The sequence below is a fragment of the Limosilactobacillus viscerum genome (assembly GCF_947387525.1).
Lineage (GTDB): Bacteria > Bacillota > Bacilli > Lactobacillales > Lactobacillaceae > Limosilactobacillus > Limosilactobacillus viscerum.
Map to the genome: position 1 here is coordinate 59,068 of NZ_CANDNW010000005.1, position 20,422 is coordinate 79,489.

Below are 20,422 nucleotides of genomic sequence, written 5' to 3' on the forward strand. Positions count from 1 at the left end.
GACAACAAGCCGTTATGGCGAGACTTACTTAAACTTCCGGAGGATCTAATGACACAGTCTAATACTGATTCTAATTTGAAATTATTTGCTTTAAATTCTAACCGGCCCTTAGCGGAAAAAATCGCTAAGCACCTTGGAATTGAGCTTGGTAAATTATCAGTTGACCGCTTTAGTGATGGTGAAATTCAAATCAACATTGAGGAAAGTGTCCGTGGGGATAACGTCTATGTTATCCAATCAACTTCTGCACCGGTTAACGATAACTTGATGGAACTTTTGATCATGGTCGATGCGTTACGGCGTGCCAGTGCAAAGACAATCAACGTTGTAATGCCATACTATGGTTATGCGCGGCAAGACCGGAAGGCACGTAGTCGGGAACCAATTACCGCTAAGCTGGTTGCTAACATGCTGCAAAACTCCGGTGTTGATCGGGTAATTGCGTTAGACCTGCACGCAGCACAAATTCAAGGGTTCTTCGACATCCCGGTTGACCACTTGATGGGTGCACCGCTGTTGGCGGAATACTTTATCAAGGAAGGGGTAGCCGATAACGCAGTCGTAATTTCACCAGACCATGGTGGTGTTACGCGTGCGCGGGCCCTGGCTGAATTCTTAAAGACGCCAATTGCAATTATTGATAAGCGGCGTCCACGGGCTAATGTTGCCCAAGTGATGAACATCATTGGGGATGTAAAGGGCAAGACCTGCATCATGATTGACGATATGATTGATACGGCGGGGACGATCACGCTTGGTTCCCAGGCCTTGATTGATGCTGGTGCCAAGGAAGTATATGCTTCATGTACGCACGCGGTTCTGTCCGGTCCGGCAATTGAACGTTTGGAAAAGTCACCACTGAAGGAAGTGGTTGTGACTGACTCAATCAAGTTGCCAGAAGAAAAGCGGATTGCAAAGATCAAGCAAGTATCCGTTGCACCATTGATTGCTGCGGCAATTAAGCGGATCAACGAAAACCGGCCAGTTAGTCCACTGTTTAAGCAAGTCTTTCAAAGCGCGGAAAAAATTTAATTAAGTAGGGGGCAGAAGTCGGAAGCAATTTTGCTGTCGAGCTCTCGTAAGCGCAAATGAGGTTCAGAGTTCGGTTTATGATGACCGGGCACTGGACCTCATTTATTTATAATATGGTCTTGTCCTAGCTTACCTACCGGGGTGGTTGTGTTTCCCTTAAGATTTTGAAGGAAACTAGCAATCCATGATATAATGGGGGAGCAGTAGCTAAGGAGGATAAAATGCAAAACAGACATTTCTTTAAAAAGGTGGTTACCGGATCAACAGCGGTATTGCTTGCTCTAACACTTGCTGCTTGTGGTCACCACGAAACAACGACGACGTCATCATCTAGTAGTTCATCTGTTCGTTCAGCCAAGACTACTTCAAATAGTAGCAGTACTTACCGGTCAGCAAACAAGCTGATCCGTAACGAAGACTACCAAGGTGCATATAACCGTTTGAACAATGTCAACAACCGTTCTGCGCAGGAAGACAATCTTGCTACTGACCTACAAAATTACATGAGTGCACGCAGTTCTTACCAGAGTGGGGATTATGCTACTGCTTCATCCACTCTGAAAGAACAAAAGTCAACAAGTCCTGCAATGCGTGACGCATACAGTGATTTGAAGAACAAGATTTCAAAGGCAGAAAATAGTAGTTCATCATCTAGCCAGGCAACAAAGTCATCCAGCAGCAAGACTGCTACGAGTCAGTCTTCTGACCAAACGAATGATGACGTTGTTGTAGAATTCGCTAATAAGATGGGCTTCAGTGGTGAAAAGGGATACCAGATTATCCAAACTGGTAAGTCCGGCAACACCTACAAGTTTGAAGTTCGGCGGAACAACGGTGATAACAGTGTTTCAAACATGGTTGGTATTTACCAATACAACACACAATCCGGCGCCGTTACTAAACTGAGCTAAATGAGTGCTTGAAGATAATATTCGGAAATAAAAAAGGAGCTGTGACACAACCCCGGGTAGGGCCTGCGACACGAAGTTAGCCTATTTGGTATGGCTAGCATAGGACGATCGTTAACGGAACGGGCTAGCGATTGTCCGTAGCTAGACACTAAGGCCCTGGGTTGTGGCACGCGATATCTCTGTAATATTTGGAGCTAAAACAAGGGCTCGTGACAAAACCGAGTTTTGTCACGAGCCCTTTTCTTTTTAATAATTTAATTATTAAAAACATACTTTTCAATGGCGGCAGCAACACCATCGTGGTTATTGTCAGCAGTAATATCATCTGCAATTTGACGAGTGCCAGGTACTGAATTGCCCATGGCAACCCCGGTGCCAGCAAATTCAATCATTGAGTCATCATTCTGGGCGTTCCCCAATGCCATCACTTCGTTGGCAGTGATCCCAAGTTCATCACAAAGACGGTTAAGTGCTTGCCCCTTACTAGCGGACTTGTGCATGAATTCAAGATAAAAGTCTTCACTCCGGACAATTGAAAAGCGGTCAGCCATCTCTTGTGGCAAATCTTTCCATGCCCGGTCAATTACCTCTTTTGTATCGACCATCATTGCCTTGATGACAACATATTGGTCCCGTGTCCGGGCCATCTCATCCATTGAACGATAACGGACGGGCATCGAAACTAACTCTGATTCATAAATGGTATATGGGCTTAGATCCTGGTTGGTAGTGTAAATGTAATCACGCGTTTCAATCTGGGAATGAACCCCTTCTTTAAGACAGTAATTTACCCAGTCAGCGTAATCATTAAAGGAGATGCTGTAGTTAACCATTACTTTCTTACTGGTTGTTTGGGCAAGACCACCGTTGAAACTAACAACATATTCGTCATCGCGGTTATTTAAGCCCAGCTGGTCTAAGTACGCACTAACACCAGTCATCGGACGACCAGTACAAAGGACAATCTTAACGCCTTGTTCACTAGCCTTCTTAATTGCCGCGACTGTCTTTGGGGTGATTTCACGATTATCGTTAATTAAAGTACCGTCGATATCAATTGCTACCATCTTAATTGCCATTATTATTTATCCTCCTTGGGGTTGATGATGTGGTTATTTTTTATATAGCTTTGGAACTTTTCATAAATCGGTTCAAAGACTTCAATGTCCTGGTGCCTTTCTAGCATTTCTTTCGGGAAGAAGAAACGTTGGTCTCCTGCTTCCCGCCCTGATACGCTTGCCACTAAGGTTGAAACCTGGGATAGTTCAACAAAGTCGCCATTTGGCTGAACCAGCTCAATTTGGGTCTGCGGGTTGGAATCTTGGGGATTATAAGTGTCATAAGGGAGCTTAAAACTATCGTTGACGGCAGTGTAATAATCACTATTAAAACCTGCCGTTTGAATTAGCTCCCGTAACTTAGGCAGGTAGGCAGCCGAATGGTGGTCATAAATCGCTGACTTGAATGGCCGCCGGAAGAGAAAGCGACGGGCAAGATCGCTGAGAATGTCATCGCGAGAATGGGTCCAGTGGTTAAAGTAGGTGGTTAAAACTCCATCGTCGAGTGCCAGGTAATCATCAAGGGTGAACTTATGGTTGAAAAATGGCATCAGCATGTGGGGCGTGAATTCCGGCTCAAAGTCGTTTGGGTGCTGGTAAATGTACTTGGCCCGCATTAAGAGGTGGTCAAGAATCACCTCCATTGACCGTGAAACAGGGTGGAAGTACACTTGCAAGTACATTTGCAACCGGCTGATGATGTAATCCTCAACAGCATGCATCCCAGAAATTTCGAAGGCGATCCCGCCCTTAACCGGACGCATCACGTGCAGTACCCGGTCCAAGTCAAACTTGCCGTAGTTGGTGCCAGTATAATAGGAGTCTCGTTGCAGGTAGTCCATCCGGTCCGCATCAACCTGGCTTGAAATCATTTGGACGACCTGTTGGTTTTCATAGGTGTGGTCAATAACGCTGGCCACTTGGTGTGGAAAGTCAGGTGATACCCGCTGCAGAATCCGGTTAATATTTGTGTCAGGACTGGTAATCAGCTGACGGGTGATTTGCTCGTGGTTAGTCCGAAAAATGTGTTCGAAGGTGTGGGAGTACGGTCCGTGACCAAGGTCGTGGAGTAGTGCCGCGCAAAGGGCAACAGGACGTTCACGATCGTCCCAGAGACCATCACCGGGTGCTAGACTAGGGTAATTACGTTGGAAGTAGTTACACATTTCCCGGGTAATTTCGTAGACACCAAGGCAGTGGCCAAAACGGGAATGCTCCGCACCGTGGAAGGTAAATGAAGACGTACCGAGCTGCTTAATCCGTCGTAGTCGCTGAAATTCAGGGGTATTAATAAGGTCGAGGATAATTTGATTATCGACGATGATTTGGCCATGTATGGGGTCACGGAAGACCTTCTCCCGTGCTAGTTTTTCATCGTTAAAGTGCAAGCCATTGATCCTCCTTTTTAAACAAGCCGGCAGTCGTGGTACCGGTTGTTTCGCAAATAATATTTACTACTTATTATACAAGAAAGACCAGGAAATTAACGCGATTTAGTCACCTTTTTAGCGACTTTCAAGTATAATTAACAGGAAAAGACGAAAAAGGAGGTGCCGGCAATTAAAAAAGTAACACCAGTTCACGTTCATTTGGCGACCACAATTCGTCAGGATGGACAAGAAGAGCAATTTTCGTTTGATGAATTAGGAAATTTTGTCGAATTAAATGGTAAGTACTACTTGCGATACGTTGAGCACCAAAACGGGCAAGTAACGCCGGTTCAGTTTCGGCTCGATGACCAAGTTCACCTGCACCGCAATGGTGAATTAACTACTTTACTTGATTTTGACCTAGAAGCGCCGACCTACACCCGCTACCGCACGCAATATGGGGTAATTAGGCTAGAGGTTTCAACGACGCAACTGAAAAAAGAAGTTGACCCAACCGTGCCAGCGGGGAGACTAAGGGTGAATTACACGCTTGCAACCGGCGGACAGGTAGTAGGAAGTTATCAACTTCAATTGCAATTTATGGCCTAATATTGTATGATTTAGTTTAGACTTTTTGAAGGGATGTGCACCAATTTGGAATTAAAGGTTTTTGACGGCCAAGACAAATCAGAACTTTCAATGGTTGAGGTAGCACACGCTATTTTGGCTCAACATGGAGAGGCAATGGCGTTTGTCGACCTGACTAATGAAATTCAACAATACCTGGGCAAGAGCGACGAGGAAATTCGGGAACGGCTCGCCCAATTCTACACTGATTTGAACGTTGATGGCAGTTTTATTTCCCTTGGTGACAATACCTGGGGCCTGCGGGCATGGTACCCATTTGAATCCATCGATGAAGCAACTGTCGGTGAAAACGAAGATGAAGAAGACCGGCCAAAGAAGAAGCGTCGTAAGGTTAATGCCTTCTTGGCAGACTCCGATGATGACGACGATGTTATCGACTACGATAATGATGATCCGGAAGATGATGACCTGGATGACCAAGATGATGACGATAGCGACGCCGATGATGACGATTACGATGAAGAAAATGACGAATTCAATGACGATGACGATTTAGACGACAACATTGAAGATCAATTATCTGAGTTGCACGATGAAGACGACGAAGATGACGAATAAAATCGCATTGTGAGCCTTGACTATTTTTCGGTGACCTTGTATTATCTTACTTGGGCGCCTGTAAAATAGCACAGGCTACGAAGTTCGTATAAATAAGGAGCTCCCTATTTCAATTTGAAATGGGGAGCTTTTGTTTATTTAGTGGGTTCCCTAAGAATTAAACAAAGGAGTAGTAAAGCAATGACGAAGTACATTTTTGTAACCGGTGGGGTTGTTTCATCATTAGGAAAGGGGATCGTTGCCGCTTCCCTCGGTCGTTTGTTAAAGAACCGTGGATTAAAAGTGGCAATCCAAAAATTTGACCCATACATCAACGTGGATCCTGGTACGATGAGCCCATACCAACACGGTGAAGTGTTCGTTACTGATGATGGTACTGAAACCGACTTGGACCTTGGTCACTACGAACGGTTTATTGACAACGACTTAAACAAGTATTCTAACGTCACTACTGGTAAGATCTACTCCGAAGTACTGCGTAAGGAACGGCGGGGCGATTACTTGGGACGGACCGTCCAAGTAATTCCACACATTACAAACGCTATTAAGGATAAGATTAAACGGGCTGGTGAAAGTAAGGATGCCGAAGTGGTTATCACTGAAATCGGTGGAACCGTTGGTGATATTGAATCCCAACCATTTATGGAAGCAATTCGGCAAATGCGTGAGGAAGTAGGGGCAGAAAATGTCCTTTACATTCACACTACCTTGATTCCTTACTTGCGGGCTGCTGGTGAAATGAAGACGAAGCCAACCCAGCACAGTGTGCGTGAACTGCGGGGATTAGGAATTCAGCCAAATATCTTAGTTGTCCGGACTGAAAAGCCAATCACGGATGGAATGCGACAGAAGATTGCCCTCTTCTGTGATGTTGATCCGAAGGCGGTAATTGAATCCCTCGATGTTAATACCCTGTATGAAATTCCGTTGAACTTGCAAAAGCAGGGGATGGACCAACTGGTTGTTGACCACTTTAACCTGGATGTACCAGTTGCCGACATGCGTGAGTGGACCAACATGGTTAACCACATTGAAAATGAACTGACAAAGACGGTCAAGATTGCGATGGTTGGTAAATATACCGACCTGCAAGATGCTTACATCTCGGTTAACGAAGCACTTCGCCATGCCGGTTACCCAGTAGATGCAAAGGTTAAGATTGACCACTTTAATGCGGAAAATATCACGTCAGATAATGTTGCAGAAACGTTGAAGGATTACGATGGAATTTTAGTACCGGGTGGTTTTGGTAGCCGTGGAATTGAAGGGATGATTACGGCTATCAAGTATGCCCGTGAAAACGATGTGCCTTACTTGGGAATTTGCTTGGGAATGCAAACGGCTTGCATCGAATTTGCTCGTGACGTCCTTGGCTACAAGGATGCTAATTCCACTGAATTCGATCCTAACACGGAACACAATATTATTGACCTGATGTCTGACCAAGAAGACGTTGAGAACATGGGAGGAACCCAACGTCTTGGTGCCTATCCATGCAAGTTAAAGGCAGGGTCAGTTGCCGCCGCTGCTTATGACAACAAGTCAATGATTAGTGAACGTCACCGTCACCGCTATGAATTCAATAACGCTTACCGTCAAGAAATGGAGGACCACGGTTTAGTTGTTTCTGGGGTCAACCCTGACCGGAACTTAGTAGAAGTGGTTGAGCTACCAGAGAAGAAGTTCTTTGTGGCTGCCCAGTACCACCCTGAATTCTTGTCACGGCCAAACCGTCCAGAAGGATTATTTGCCGCCTTCATTAAGGCCGCTGCTAGTAAGTAATTAGGAAAATTAAAAAATGATTAGGGGGAGCGCGTAAAGAGTCGTTCTCCCTTTTAATTTCCTTAAGATTGCTTGTAAAAGGTTGTAATTTAATAAACAATTAATTATCATTACTAATGATTGTTTATTAACAATAGCTGAAGTTTTAAAATTAATGTTGAAACTAACTAACTTTTTAAGTGAGGAAACACGGAAATGAAACGAATGATCATTCAAGGAGGAAACCGACTGTCGGGTGAAGTAACCATCGGTGGTGCAAAGAACAGTACCGTTGCGTTAATTCCAGCTGCTATCTTAGCGGATACACCAGTACAATTTGATACTGTACCGGATATCTTGGATGTTCACAATCTGATGATCATTTTAAAGTCAATGAACGTTAAGTCAGAGTTTAGCCACGGCGTTCTGGACATTGACCCAACCCAAATCATCGAAGCTGAACTTCCAAGCAAGGCAATTAAGAGCTTACGGGCTTCTTATTACTTTATGGGCGCGTTATTAGGTCGTTTTCACCGTGCAACTTTAACCTTCCCTGGTGGGGATAACATTGGTCCGCGGCCAATCGACCAGCACTTAAAGGCCTTTAAAGCGCTGGGCGCAACCGTTAGCGAGAACCATGGAACGGTTCACCTGGAGGCAGCAAATGGCTTACACGGAGCGCGTATCTTTTTGGATATGGTTTCTGTGGGTGCAACGATTAATGCCATCTTAGCAGCGGTTCGTGCTGAGGGAACCACGGTGATTGAAAACGCGGCACGTGAACCGGAAATTATTGACTTAGCAACTTTCCTGAATAATATGGGTGCTAAAATCCGTGGTGTTGGAACTGATACCATTCGGATTACGGGGGTTAGCACGCTCCAATCAATGAACACCCATACAATTATTGCGGACCGGATTGAGTCTGGGACTTACCTTGCACTTGCTGCAGCGTTGGGTGATGGGGTGATGATCCACAACGTTATCCCTGAGCACCTTGAATCATTTACTAGTAAAATGATTGAAATGGGTGTCGACCTACAGATTGATAGTGATAAAATCTATGTTCCAAAGACGACAAAGCTAAAGCCGGTTCACGTTAAGACAATGCCATTCCCTGGCTTTGCAACTGACCTCCAGCAACCACTGACGCCACTGATGTCATTGGCTGATGGTGATAGCGTGATCGTTGATACAATTTATCCAAAGCGGGTAAAGCACGTTCCCGAATTACAAAAGATGGGGATGCGGATTGAAGCTCATGATGGGACAATTATCGTAAAACACACCGACCATTTACACGGCGCAAATGTTAGTGCTGGCGAAATCCGTGCGGGTGCTGCACTGACCATCGCCGGCTTAATGGCTGATGGTACAACGGTAATTAATAATGCCGGCAACATTTTGCGGGGCTACGACCGGATTGTTTGGAAACTCAATCGGCTGCACGCAAATGTCTCAATTGAAGATGATTCTTCAGTAAAAATTAGTTAAGCTGTTGCGTTGATAATTGATTCGTGTTATTCTGTTAGGGTTGATTATCTATGTTTCAGGCAATGATTCATGGCAAAAGGAGCGTATTAAGTTATGAAACAAGGAATTCATCCAGATTACCATCCAGTAGTATTTGAAGATTCTTCTACTGGTTACAAGTTTATTTCTGGTTCTACTGCAACTTCAAAGGAAACCATCAAGTGGGAAGACGGCAACGAATACCCATTAATCCGGGTTGAAGTTACTTCTGATTCACACCCATTCTATACTGGTAAGCAAAAGTTTACTCAAGCCGATGGTGCAGTGGACAAGTTCAACAAGAAGTACGGTCTCAAGTAAGTCTTACTACTTTACAAAAGGGGAGACTGGGAAGAAAGTTTATTTTCTTCTCAGTCTCCTATTTTTTTCGAGTGTTACACCGTAATTGCAGGATAATGCGCGACCTGCAAGGCTAGCTAAGGAATGTCGAGGAGCTTTTCCTTATTGTAGGCAAGCTAGTATCACGTAATGGTAATTTATGGTAGACTAGAAAAAGTTTAGCAGATGGAGGAGGACGTAGCGTGGAAAAGAAAAAAAGAAAGGGAATGCCGAATTGGCTCCGCTGGACGTTAGTGGTTATCCTACTAATTATTTCGGCATGCTTGATTTTTAACCAGCAAATCAAGGAACACCTTGTTGGAACCTACCGTCCGGCAATTACCCAGCAGTCAATTGCCCGGGATTCATCTAAGAAAGCAACGTATAACTATAGTGACGTTAAGGATCTTAACCTACAGACGGCGGCTCAGGCACGGGCGAAGAAACAACCAATTAACATTATTGGTGAAATTACCGCACCAGATTCCAACATGACGATCCCGATTGCGAAGGGGGTCGACAACACGACGTTAGCTTTGGCGGCCGGAACAATGCGTCCTGATATGCAGATGGGGAAAGGCAACTATGCGTTAGCTGGTCATAACATGGCTAACGGTAGTAAGATCTTATTTTCACCGCTGTACTACCACGCTAAGGTTGGTCAAAAGGTCTACATCACTGACCTAAAGCGTGTATATGAGTATAAGTTATATGAGCGAAAGTTTATCGAACCGACGCAGGTAGAAGTGGTTAACGATACTAAGCAACCAATTATTACCCTGATTACCTGCAATGATAATGGGCAGAAACGGTTATTATTGCGGGGCCGGTTTGTAAAATCAGAGCCATTTAAGCAAGCACCACAGAACGTGCAAAAGAACTTCAGCAGTAAGTACACTACTGGTCGTGCATCATAAAATATAAAGCATTTAAAACAAGTGTAAGGGGTTCGTGACAAAACCGAGTTTTGTCACGAACCCCTTACACTTATTTCAGTTCAAATTCAATTTGGTCAAGTTGCAGTGTCGTTTTCTTCTTAGCACCATTAAAGACTAGTTTAACAATCCGGTTCTCACTGCCGTGCTTAAAAATAAATTGGCGGTTACTAATATTAATCACGTAGTTGTCACCATCACGAAGCGGGGTTGTGATAAGCATCTTTCCTAACTCCTGGGCAACTGCCTGTGGATTTTCCACGTTGAAAATTGCTTGCTTAACACAAAGATCGCCAGCAGCATGGCTTTTGATCAGGCCTTTTTTGGTCAATGTCTGCTTCCGCTGCGGGTCCGGCTCTCCCCACTGGATAAAGAAGGGTGCCGGCAGGTTGTTAGGAAGGTTATCGTTAACGTAAAAAATCTTCCACTGGATCAAATTACCATCCGGGTCAACCCGCTTGCCGCTTGTAATGTCACCGACATCAATTCCGGCATTTGCTAATCGGCGGTGGGTTGCTTCAATGTTATTAGAACGGATAGCAAAGGTTGTGAAGCGCTGGATACCGTTAAAATAGTCTTCAACTGCATCATAAATTCCCGAATTATTTTTGTATGGAAATTGCTTTGCCTGTTCCTTGTCTGCGACGGTCAGTAATTCGATGTAGTTCATTCCAAAATAATCGAGGGCGTTCTCGGTTCCCCAGTACTCATGTTTTCCGCCATGAGTGAAGCCAAATCCATGACCATTAAAGTAGTTGATGGCGTTTTCGAGATCGGTAACATCAATCATCGTGTGGTCCCAGTTTAGTATCTCAGTCATTTTTGATCACCTGCGTTTCGCTTGCCAAGTTCTTTAGTCCGCTTGACCGCTGCTAAGACGGCATTTTCAATTCCAGCTGCAAAAGAGCTTTTATCTAGTTCATGCTGGGCGGTAATTCCTACCCCACCGGCAGAATTATTAATGTCCAATAATTCCGCCGGGTGCTTACCACTTTGCTCAACAAAGGCAGCGGCTGCCTTTAAGTTTTCGATAGCAAGTTTGTTGGCCTGCTGGCGTGGTAAACCGGCAAGAACACCAGCATTAGTAAAGATAATTAAGAAATTATAGATGTAGTTTGGCCCGGCAACGCCATAACCGGTAAAGACATCAAGAAGCGACTCATCAAGATAGTCAATTTTTCCGAAACTCTTAAGGAATGCTTCAACTACTTCCTGGTTAGCATTATTATTCTTCACAACCCCGCTGTAACCCAGAGCAACGTCGGTAAGAGTGTTTGGAATAATTCGGGTAACGGCAAATTGGTCGTCCTTTGACGTTAGCTGTGCCAGCGATACACCAGCAATAATTGAGATAACGTCTTTTTGGTAGTGGTGTTCGACCAGGCCCTTCATGATTTGAGCCCAGTTATCTTGTGGCCGCACGCCCAGGATAACGATATCGGCAGTAGCAACGTGGTCCCAGTCTGGCTCTTGCTGTGCTGCGAACCCGTACTGCTCCTGCAAGTACTTAACCCGTGGTGCGGCAATATCAACGATTCCCGTCTCATTTGCAGTAACCACTCCTTTCTTTAATGCTGCCCGTAACATTGCTTCAACCATTTGGCCACCACCAAATGAGTAGACCTTGATAGTCATTAAAGTTCACCTCTTCTAAAGATATTGGGATTATCGTAACGTATTTTACCCAGTAAGCCTAATAAAAAGCCTGCTAAAAAGTTAGTTAATAAAAAACGCCGGTAGCAGATTCGTGACCCAAGTAAGTTTTGTCACAGTCTAACTATCAGCGGCGTTTTTGACCTAAAGTTCATTTTCAATTTTATCCAGCCAGAGCGGCAATGCCCGGGCAAGACTTTGGTAAGTATCTTCAAAACGGTGGGTATACCACGGGTCGGGGATTTCTTCTTGCTCATGGCCCGGTACCAGCTCATTGGCTAGGTGAATCTTAGCAATATCGTCGACTGGTGCCATCCGGCGCAGGTTATATAGGTTCATGTTATCCATGCAGATAATATAGTCGGCCCACGCATAGTCGTGCTGCGTAATCGGCCGTGAAACGAGCCCCGTTATTGGGAGGCCGTGTGCCCGCATCGTTTGCTGGGCCCCAGGGTGGGGTGGATTGCCCTCTTCTTCATCACTTGTACCGGCTGAATCAACCTGGATTTTGTTACTAAGGCCAGCCTGATCAACTAGTTGACGGAACATACTTTCTGCCATTGGTGACCGGCAGATATTACCGAGACAGACAAATAAAACATTCATTTCTAACACCTCACAGATTGTTACCTTAATCATACATGAACTTGTAAAGTTTTGCTAAGGTGGTGCTGAATAATATCGCTTCAGGGGTAAATTTGGTAAAATACTAACAAATAGTCTTAAAAAGGAGGAGTACAGAATGGCAGTAATTATCGCAATCCTGGTAATTGTAATTATTATTGGGATCTATATTGCCCTGTATAACAGCTTAGTCCAACTGCGGGTTCACGCACAAGAATCCTGGAGTCAGATTGATGTTCAATTGCAACGGCGAAACGACTTGATTCCAAACTTAGTATCCACGGTTAAGGGATACAGTAAGTATGAAGCCTCAACGTTGGAAAAGGTTACGCAGCTGCGGACTGATTTAAATAACGTTCCTGATGATGATCATGCGAAAAAGATGGAAGTTTCCAATGAACTGACGGGAACGTTACGGACCCTGTTTGCGGTCGCAGAAAACTACCCCGACTTAAAGGCCAGCACCGAGTACCAGCAATTAATGGAGGAGTTAAGCAACACCGAAAATAAGATTGCTTATTCACGGCAGTTGTATAACAGTACGGTAGCAGCCCTCGATGCTAAGATCCAAACCTTCCCTAGTAACCTGGTTGCTAAGTTGCACCACTTTACGAAAATGGACTACTTACAAGTTCCTGAAACGGCGAAGGAAACGCCAAAGGTATCTTTTGACGATTAGGGTGGTTTAAATGCTGTACCAACAAATTGCGCGTAATAAGCGGAAGACGATTGTAGTGATGGCTGGCTTCTTCCTGTTAGTGGCAGTGATTGGAGCGGCAATCGGCTACCTCTTTGCCCGGTCAGCGATCGGTGGGGTAATCATCGCTGGCATCATTGCCCTTATTTACATGTCCGTGATTATCGGCCAGTCAACTGATGTGGTAATGAACATGAATAATGCGCATGAAATTCATTCGGCCCAGGAAGCACCGGCTTTATGGCACGTGGTTGAAGATATGGCAATGGTTGCTCAGGTTCCAATGCCGCGGGTGTACATCATTGATGATCCCAGTCCAAACGCGTTTGCTACGGGTAACAACCCGCAACACGCAGCGGTGGCAGCGACCACGGGACTGCTCCAGATCATGAACCGTGAAGAACTAGAAGCAGTAATGGGACATGAAATGAGTCACGTTCGCAACTACGATATTCGACTCCAGACGATTGCCCTGGCATTATCAGCGGCGATTAGCATGCTTGTTAACTTTGCCGGCAACTTTTGGTGGTTTGGTGGCAGCAGGGACGATGATGACGATGGCGGCAGTGTTTTTGCAATAATCGGTTCAATTTTACTGATTATCCTTGCCCCATTAGCAGCTACGATTGCGCAGATGGCTCTTTCCCGGAACCGGGAATATTTGGCCGATGCGGGTTCAGTTGAATTGACGCGTAACCCCCATGGGATGATTAGCGCACTTGAAAAATTGAAAACTGCCCAGCCGATGAAACACGTCGCTCCTAGCAGCAGTGGACTTTATATTAGTGATCCAGAAGAGAATGGGCACCATCACTGGTATGATGACCTCTTTGCCACTCATCCGCCGTTGGATGCACGGATTAAGCGACTGGAAGAAATGTAATCAATACCTTCTAATGTTTAATAATAAACGTTAGGAGGTTATTTTTAATGGGTAAGTATTTTCCGAGTAAAGCGGTTCTGGTTGCTAGCTTTCGCTTTCTTATCGTCTTTCTTTGCTGAGGGTGGTATAATTAAAAAGCTAGACGAAAGTATCAAAAGAAGAGGTAGCTTTTCAATGAAGATGAAGTTAGCTGAGATTGCTAGTGCAATCAACGCGCAAAATGAAATTGAACAATGGAAAAACGTTGAAGTAACCAGCGTTTCCTTCGACAGTCGCCACCTAGAAAAGGGAGCACTTTTTATTCCGCTTCAGGGGGCACACGATGGCCACCAATACGTTGAGACTGCATTTACTAATGGAGCCGCAGCTTCACTGTGGGCTAGTGATCATGAGCTAACTGACCATCAGCACCCACTGCTGGTGGTAGCAGATCCACTGAAAGCTCTCCAACAATTAGGGAAGTACTACTTACGCAAGATTAACCCATTGGTTGTGGCGGTTACCGGCAGCAATGGTAAGACGACGACCAAGGATATGATTGCGTCGATTTTAAGTACCCAACTGAATGTTACTAAGACCTATGCTAACTTTAACAACGAAATTGGTGTGCCGGTTACTCTATTAAACATGGAATCCAACACCGAAGTAGTAGTTGTTGAGATGGGGATGGACCGTTTTGGCCAGCTCGATTTCTTAAGCAGGTTAGTCAGCCCTGATATTGCAGTAATCACCATGATTGGGGAAGCGCACATTGAATTCTTCGGTACCCGTGATAAGATCGCGGATGCGAAAATGGAGATTACTAACGGCTTAAAGGAAGACGGCACCCTCGTTTATAATGGTGATGAACCACTATTAAATGAGCGAGTTAAGGAATTACCACAACAAACCGTTCGTTTTGGTCGGCAGCTGGATGATGATATTTATGCAACCAGCGTAAACGATGGCAACCGGTCAATTGAATTTAAGGTTAATAAGTGGCCTGATGAAGATTTCACCATCCCAATGGTCGGTGAATACAACGTTAATAATGCTTTAGCGGCGATGGCAGTAGGTGAACGGCTCCATATTACGCCGGCACACATGAAGGATGCTTTAGCAAACGTTGAATTAACAGAAAACCGGGTAGAGTGGTTTAAGAGTAAAGCTGGTGCGCAGATCTTAAGCGATGTCTACAATTCCAACCCAACGGCAGCCAAGCAGGTCTTAAAGACCATTGCCGTAATACCAGTAGATGGGAAGCGGATTGCAGTGCTCGGGGATATGCTTGAGCTTGGGGATGCGGCGCCACGCCTACATGCGAGTCTAGCAGAACAAATTGACCCTGATCAGATTCAGGAAGTATACCTCGTGGGTAAAGAAATGCAATACTTACGGGATAAGCTTTTGCAGGATGGCTATCCGGCAGAAGCAATTCACTATTACCAAGCAGACCAGCTAGACCAGCTTACTGCTGACCTGGATGCAGAATTGACTGCTAAGGATATGGTCTTATTAAAAGCTAGTCACGGTATCCACCTGGAAAACGTCTTAGCAGCAATTAAAGAACAATAAATATTGATTACCAGTCGGCATTGGTGATTATCCCACCAGCCGGCTGGTCATTTTTAGGAGGAAATTTTTTGAAATTTAGCGAATTAGGATTATCGCAGAGTCTATTAAAGGCAATTAAGCGGAGCGGCTATGAAGAAGCAACCCCGATCCAAGAACAAACCATTCCAATGGTGTTAAAGGGCCAGGATGTAATTGGTCAAGCACAGACGGGGACTGGTAAAACGGCCGCGTTTGGTTTACCGATTATTGAACACATTGATACTGATAATCCAAACATCCAAGCCATTATCATTTCGCCAACTCGTGAACTGGCTATCCAGACCCAGGAAGAACTTTACCGCCTGGGAAAGGATAAGCATGCCCGGGTACAGGTTGTTTACGGTGGTGCTGATATTCGGCGGCAAATTAAGAGCTTGAAGCACCATCCACAAATCCTGGTTGGTACTCCGGGACGCTTGCGTGATCACATTGGCCGGCATACGGTTAAGCTCGACCACATCCAAACCTTAGTGCTTGATGAAGCTGACGAAATGCTGAACATGGGATTCTTAGAGGATATCGAAGCCATCATCAACGAGACGCCGGTTGACCGCCAAACCCTACTTTTCTCTGCAACGATGCCACCAGAGATCAAGAAGATTGGTGAACAGTTTATGACTAATCCGGAAACAGTCCGGATCAAGGCGAAGGAATTAACGACCGACCTGGTTGACCAATACTATGTCCGGGCTCGTGACTACGAAAAGTTCGATATTATGACCCGCTTAATTGATGTTCAGGATCCCGACCTAACAATTGTCTTTGGGCGAACAAAGCGCCGGGTTGATGAATTGTCAAAGGGATTAATTGCTCGTGGCTACAACGCTGCTGGAATTCATGGCGATCTTACGCAGGACCGGCGGACGAAGATCATGAAGAAATTTAAGAATGGTGACCTGGATATCCTGGTAGCAACTGATGTGGCTGCCCGGGGTCTTGATATTTCTGGTGTGACCCACGTTTATAATTATGATATTCCATCAGATCCGGATAGCTATGTTCACCGGATTGGCCGGACGGGTCGTGCCGGGCACCACGGTACGTCGCTGACCTTTGTTACACCAAATGAAATGGACTACTTGCATGAAATTGAAAAGTTAACCCGGGTACGGATGCTGCCACTGAAGCCGCCATCGGCTGAGGAAGCGTTCAAGGGACAGGTTGCCAGTGCCTTTAATGATATTGACGAATTAATCGCCCAGGATTCGACTGACCGTTACAAGGAAGCAGCCGAACAATTATTGGAAACGCACGATGCAACTGACCTAGTAGCCGCACTTCTTAACGACATGACTAAGGAAGCTGCCAGCGAAGTTCCAGTTAAGATCACGCCAGAACGACCATTACCGCGGCGCCACCACGGTGGTAAGCGGAAAGATTATCATGGCGGTAACCATTACCACCGGAATAAACACCGGCGGAATAATAATTACCGTTCACGGAACTACCACCGTGATAACCATGGGCGTAGTCATTCTAGCCGTCATTCCTTTAATATCCGTCACCGGAAGGAAGATTAATAAGCAATTTTTTCTTCCCTGATCGGTATAAATTGAAAAAATATAAAAGTCGCGCAACGTTCGCAAAAATGAACGCTGCGCGACTTTTTATTGTAATAACACTTACCTTGTGGGTCACAACTCCGCCTATGCCCGTCCTGGCCGGTTAAGTTTCCGTTCACCATAGTTTAACAGGCGCGTTAGAGAGAAGGTTAAGATGAAGTAGATCATCATTGCGATAAATAAGGGGAGGGCACCCTTATAGGTAGCGGATTGGACTAGTTGAGTTTGGTACATCAATTCTGATACTCCAATGACAGAAATAATTGAACTGTCCTTCAACAGGGTGATGAATTCATTCCCGAGAGCTGGCCAAATGTTACGCAATGCTTGGGGCATGATGATGTAATGCATCGTCGTTTTCTTACTCATTCCTAAGCTCCGTGAAGCCTCAACTTGGCCGTGGTCCACTGCTTGAATTCCTGACCGGATAATTTCTGCGACATAGGCCCCAGAATTGATCGAAACGGCAATAATCCCGGCGACTACTGCTGGAATATTTTGAATAATTTCCCCAATACCGAAGTAAACGAACATTACTTGGACCATCATTGGGGTTCCCCGGATAAATTCGATGTAGGCAATTGCTAAACTGTGGAGGACCTTATTATTAGACCGCCGCAACGCTGCAAAGATTAGTCCTAAGATAAAACCGAAGAGAACGGAGAAAATAGTAATAATCAGGGTGTATTCAATTCCTTGTGCAAAATAGGTCCAGTAGTTCCACATGGTGTTTTGCTTTGTACCCTGGCTCATGTACTTACCAGCCCGGGGAACGTACACCTTGTCAAAAGTGTCGTTCTTTTGTAGCTTGGTAATGGTTTTGTTGGTTGCAGCGACAAGGCCTGGTGAATCTTTAGCAACGGCGATGGCAGTCCCTTGCTGACCACTAACCTTGAAATGCGGGTTAATAGCTTTCAGCTTATTGTTATTGGCAACAAACGCCTTTGCCCGGGTTGAGTCCATTACCACCCCGTCAACTTTATGGGATTGGAGGGCGATGATTAGGTTGTTAACCCGGTCAAGTCCTTTTAGCTTAGCGCCTTTCATTTGCTGCTTAGCCAGGTCATACTGCTCAGAACCATTTTGGGCTCCAATTACCTTGCCATTAAAGTCGCTTAGTGTCTTGTACTTTGACTCTTCAGACTTGTTAATTACAATGTCCTGGTTGTCCCCGTAGTAAACCTTGGAGAAGTCAACGCTCTTAGCCCGTTCTGGAGTTGGACTCATGGCAGCAATCACGACATCGACCTTATGGGTTTCGAGGGCAACGAGTAGGGAATCGAAGTTCATTACCTTAAACTCGGCCTTTACGCCCAGGTCCTTAGCTAGTTGCTTTCCGAGGTCAATATCGATCCCGACCCGTTTACTGACCCCGTTGACCTTGACGGAGAATTCATATGGTGGATAGTCCGCGGCAGTCCCAATAATAATCTTTCCCCGCTTCTTAATCGCGGCGACACTTGTCTGCCTGCTACTAGTGTTACTTGAAGAAGTGCTAGTTGCATCAGCGGAAATAGTTGCTGGAGCGATTAGGAAGGGGAGAAGAATAGCAATTAATAGTAATAAGTGCTTAACTTTCCGCATAATTATAACTTCCTTAACATAAATTAGTTTAAATATACATCATTAACAGCTTATATGCAATCTAAAGTAATAATTATTCAATAAGAGGTAATAAAAAAACCGCGCTCGTTCGGCTATTACCGAAACTGCGCGGTCTTTTACTACGAAAATTACTTATTTAATTGTTCCTTGAATTTTTGCAGGTTAGCTGGGGTAGGGTTTAAGTTCCGCCACTCAGGACTTAAGAAGCGGTCATTGAGCTGGTAGTGAGGTGTTGGCTGCTTCTTTGAAATGAAGTTATTCGTTGCCTGGTCAAACTTAACCCAACCAGCCCAGCCAATGTGGATGGTATCTTCCATAAAGGAAGTCTTCCCACCGTCATGGGAAAGGTCAAGCACGTTGTTAAAACCTTGTTCCTTCAGTTGGAACTTAATCTTATCAACGGTCCGGTAGTACATGTCCATATCCATTCCCGTGAACTTCTCCCACTTAGCGTTAACTGGTGGAATAACGAACAAGACGTTGGAATTGGTGTTCTTAAACTGGTTGAGCACTACTTCTAGGTCGCCATATTCAGGTGACTTAGTGTAATTGATGTGCTTTTGTGAACCAGCTAGGTGCTTTTCATGAGGCTTAATCCGTTTAGTGTAGAAGCTGTTCTTCACCCGGAAACGGTTATTAGTGGTGTCGTGGTCACCGGTCTTTACCGCGTCCTGGTAGAGGGCTTGGTAGTTATACTTCTTAGGCAGCTTCTTGATATTTGGCAGGATGTACTTTTGGTAATTCTGGTTGATTTGGAATGCCGAGAATAAAGCATCCTCATGTTGCAGGATGTTGATCCGGGTACTGATTACCAAGCGGTCCCATCCATTGAGTGATTCGCCATCCGCAATCTTTCGTGCAGCAGCACCAACCGTCCCGTCCTTTCCGATTAAGGCAATTAACCGCCGGGCGGTATAACGGTCATATGGTGACTTCGGATTAGCTTTTTGCAGCCAGGTTAAGTTAGCGTATGAACCGTTATAGTATTTAAATGCTGGTGCCATTACCCCTTGCTTGGTAAACCATTGTGGGGAAATGATGTACACCGCCTTTTGGTCAGTCATCTGGTTCTCCATTGAGTTGATATTGAAGAACTGTGGCAGTGACTGGGTTCCCCGCGAACCGAAGAGGAAGGGGGTGTAATTATGATAACGGGCGGCCATTACGGACGGGTGGTAACGGTCCATCCGCCGCAATTCACTAGAACCAAAGAATGGAACAAAGTTAGCCTTCTTATCACTGAGTGCTTGTTTCTTAATTGACTGGTTCTTGAAAACAACCGGGCTTAATGAAACAGCAGCTTGTTTTTCCGTCTTGAGGCTGTGCTTGTTTTCAATTGGTAGTGAAAATAAAACCAATACTAAAACGAACGCCAGGATAACGGGGCCGAAGATGGACCACAGTTTCCGGCCGTTATGCATTTTGAAGCTCCTTTACCCGTTGTTCGATCTTTTCAATCGTGTTCCATTGACTCCGGTCGAATTCAGAAACGGGAACTTGAACGTCAAAGGCATCTTGTAAACCAAGGAGCAGGCTAACAGTTGCCATTGAGTCTAACAGACCACTAGTGAACAGGTCTTGGGAAGCATCGCTGAAGTCAGCAGCGTCACGACCAGTTGCGTCGGCTAAAATGTTGATAATTTGTTCTTGCATAATTAATAATCCTCCTAAAAGTAGTGGT

Annotated in this window: 20 protein-coding genes; 12 read left to right on the forward strand and 8 right to left on the reverse strand. The window is 45.1% G+C overall.

Annotated features, from left to right (window positions below):
* The first annotated feature begins 48 nt into the window (after window positions 1-48).
* Entirely contained in the window at window positions 49-1,032 is a 984-nt protein-coding gene (locus QOS07_RS02705; protein ID WP_283587471.1) for a ribose-phosphate diphosphokinase, read from the forward strand.
* A 221-nt stretch (window positions 1,033-1,253) separates the two neighbouring features.
* Window positions 1,254-1,943 carry a hypothetical protein gene (locus QOS07_RS02710; protein WP_283587472.1) on the forward strand — a complete coding sequence of 230 codons (690 nt, stop codon included), beginning with the start codon at window positions 1,254-1,256 and terminating at the stop codon, window positions 1,941-1,943.
* Window positions 1,944-2,197: 254 nt separating this feature from the next.
* On the opposite strand, the gene yidA is transcribed toward QOS07_RS02710, so the two are convergent.
* Both yidA and QOS07_RS02720 read right to left on the reverse strand, forming a co-directional pair.
* Entirely contained in the window at window positions 2,198-3,022 is an 825-nt protein-coding gene (yidA, locus tag QOS07_RS02715) for a sugar-phosphatase (protein ID WP_283587473.1), read from the reverse strand.
* A gap of 2 nt (window positions 3,023-3,024) precedes the next feature.
* The gene (locus QOS07_RS02720) at window positions 3,025-4,389 is read right to left on the reverse strand and encodes an HD domain-containing protein (protein ID WP_408613262.1); all 1,365 of its coding nucleotides are present in this window, start codon (window positions 4,387-4,389) and stop codon (window positions 3,025-3,027) included.
* A gap of 162 nt (window positions 4,390-4,551) precedes the next feature.
* On the opposite strand from QOS07_RS02720, the gene QOS07_RS02725 reads away from it, so the two are divergent.
* The 6 genes from QOS07_RS02725 (at window position 4,552) to QOS07_RS02750 (ending at window position 10,106) form a co-directional block, all read left to right on the forward strand.
* Window positions 4,552-4,980, forward strand: coding sequence for a DUF1934 domain-containing protein (locus QOS07_RS02725; RefSeq protein WP_283587474.1), 429 nt, complete (start codon window positions 4,552-4,554; stop codon window positions 4,978-4,980).
* A 45-nt stretch (window positions 4,981-5,025) separates the two neighbouring features.
* Window positions 5,026-5,577, forward strand: a complete 552-nt coding sequence (gene rpoE, locus QOS07_RS02730) for a DNA-directed RNA polymerase subunit delta (RefSeq protein ID WP_283587475.1) — start codon at window positions 5,026-5,028, stop codon at window positions 5,575-5,577.
* Between the two features lie 180 nt (window positions 5,578-5,757).
* Window positions 5,758-7,359 carry a CTP synthase gene (locus QOS07_RS02735; protein ID WP_283587476.1) on the forward strand — a complete coding sequence of 534 codons (1,602 nt, stop codon included), beginning with the start codon at window positions 5,758-5,760 and terminating at the stop codon, window positions 7,357-7,359.
* 195 nt (window positions 7,360-7,554) lie between these two features.
* Entirely contained in the window at window positions 7,555-8,832 is a 1,278-nt protein-coding gene (locus QOS07_RS02740) for a UDP-N-acetylglucosamine 1-carboxyvinyltransferase (RefSeq protein ID WP_283587477.1), read from the forward strand.
* 93 nt (window positions 8,833-8,925) lie between these two features.
* Window positions 8,926-9,171 carry a type B 50S ribosomal protein L31 gene (locus QOS07_RS02745; RefSeq protein ID WP_003714015.1) on the forward strand — a complete coding sequence of 82 codons (246 nt, stop codon included), beginning with the start codon at window positions 8,926-8,928 and terminating at the stop codon, window positions 9,169-9,171.
* Between the two features lie 245 nt (window positions 9,172-9,416).
* Window positions 9,417-10,106 carry a class A sortase gene (locus tag QOS07_RS02750; protein WP_283587504.1) on the forward strand — a complete coding sequence of 230 codons (690 nt, stop codon included), beginning with the start codon at window positions 9,417-9,419 and terminating at the stop codon, window positions 10,104-10,106.
* A gap of 70 nt (window positions 10,107-10,176) precedes the next feature.
* On the opposite strand, the gene QOS07_RS02755 is transcribed toward QOS07_RS02750, so the two are convergent.
* The 3 genes from QOS07_RS02755 to QOS07_RS02765 form a co-directional block, all read right to left on the reverse strand.
* Complete coding sequence (locus QOS07_RS02755; protein ID WP_283587478.1) at window positions 10,177-10,944, reverse strand: VOC family protein; 768 nt, start codon at window positions 10,942-10,944, stop codon at window positions 10,177-10,179.
* Entirely contained in the window at window positions 10,941-11,759 is an 819-nt protein-coding gene (locus QOS07_RS02760) for a pyrroline-5-carboxylate reductase family protein (protein WP_283587479.1), read from the reverse strand. The genes QOS07_RS02755 and QOS07_RS02760 overlap by 4 nt, the downstream gene beginning before the upstream one ends.
* A 162-nt stretch (window positions 11,760-11,921) precedes the next feature.
* On the reverse strand, window positions 11,922-12,383 hold the full coding sequence (locus QOS07_RS02765) for a low molecular weight protein-tyrosine-phosphatase (RefSeq protein WP_283587480.1): 462 nt from the start codon (window positions 12,381-12,383) through the stop codon (window positions 11,922-11,924).
* Window positions 12,384-12,519: 136 nt separating this feature from the next.
* Here QOS07_RS02765 and QOS07_RS02770 point away from each other — a divergent pair, with 136 nt between their 5' ends.
* The 4 genes from QOS07_RS02770 (at window position 12,520) to QOS07_RS02785 (ending at window position 17,094) form a co-directional block, all read left to right on the forward strand.
* Window positions 12,520-13,080, forward strand: a complete 561-nt coding sequence (locus tag QOS07_RS02770; protein WP_283587481.1) for a LemA family protein — start codon at window positions 12,520-12,522, stop codon at window positions 13,078-13,080.
* A 10-nt stretch (window positions 13,081-13,090) separates the two neighbouring features.
* Window positions 13,091-13,981: a zinc metalloprotease HtpX gene (gene htpX, locus QOS07_RS02775; protein ID WP_283587482.1), complete on the forward strand. Its 891-nt coding sequence runs from the start codon at window positions 13,091-13,093 to the stop codon at window positions 13,979-13,981.
* A gap of 174 nt (window positions 13,982-14,155) precedes the next feature.
* Window positions 14,156-15,535 carry a UDP-N-acetylmuramoyl-tripeptide--D-alanyl-D-alanine ligase gene (locus QOS07_RS02780; RefSeq protein ID WP_283587483.1) on the forward strand — a complete coding sequence of 460 codons (1,380 nt, stop codon included), beginning with the start codon at window positions 14,156-14,158 and terminating at the stop codon, window positions 15,533-15,535.
* A 68-nt stretch (window positions 15,536-15,603) separates the two neighbouring features.
* Window positions 15,604-17,094 carry a DEAD/DEAH box helicase gene (locus QOS07_RS02785; RefSeq protein WP_283587484.1) on the forward strand — a complete coding sequence of 497 codons (1,491 nt, stop codon included), beginning with the start codon at window positions 15,604-15,606 and terminating at the stop codon, window positions 17,092-17,094.
* Window positions 17,095-17,220: 126 nt separating this feature from the next.
* Here the strand turns inward: QOS07_RS02785 and QOS07_RS02790 are convergent, their stop codons facing one another.
* The 3 genes from QOS07_RS02790 to dltC all read right to left on the reverse strand — a co-directional run bounded on the left by QOS07_RS02790 (window position 17,221) and on the right by dltC (window position 20,394).
* Window positions 17,221-18,720, reverse strand: a complete 1,500-nt coding sequence (locus tag QOS07_RS02790; RefSeq protein WP_283587485.1) for an ABC transporter substrate-binding protein/permease — start codon at window positions 18,718-18,720, stop codon at window positions 17,221-17,223.
* 149 nt (window positions 18,721-18,869) lie between these two features.
* A complete protein-coding gene (dltD, locus tag QOS07_RS02795; RefSeq protein WP_283587486.1) occupies window positions 18,870-20,162 on the reverse strand; it encodes a D-alanyl-lipoteichoic acid biosynthesis protein DltD in 1,293 nt (430 codons plus the stop codon).
* Window positions 20,155-20,394, reverse strand: coding sequence for a D-alanine--poly(phosphoribitol) ligase subunit DltC (gene dltC, locus QOS07_RS02800; RefSeq protein WP_003714041.1), 240 nt, complete (start codon window positions 20,392-20,394; stop codon window positions 20,155-20,157). The genes dltD and dltC overlap by 8 nt, the downstream gene beginning before the upstream one ends.
* Window positions 20,395-20,422 lie beyond the last annotated feature (28 nt).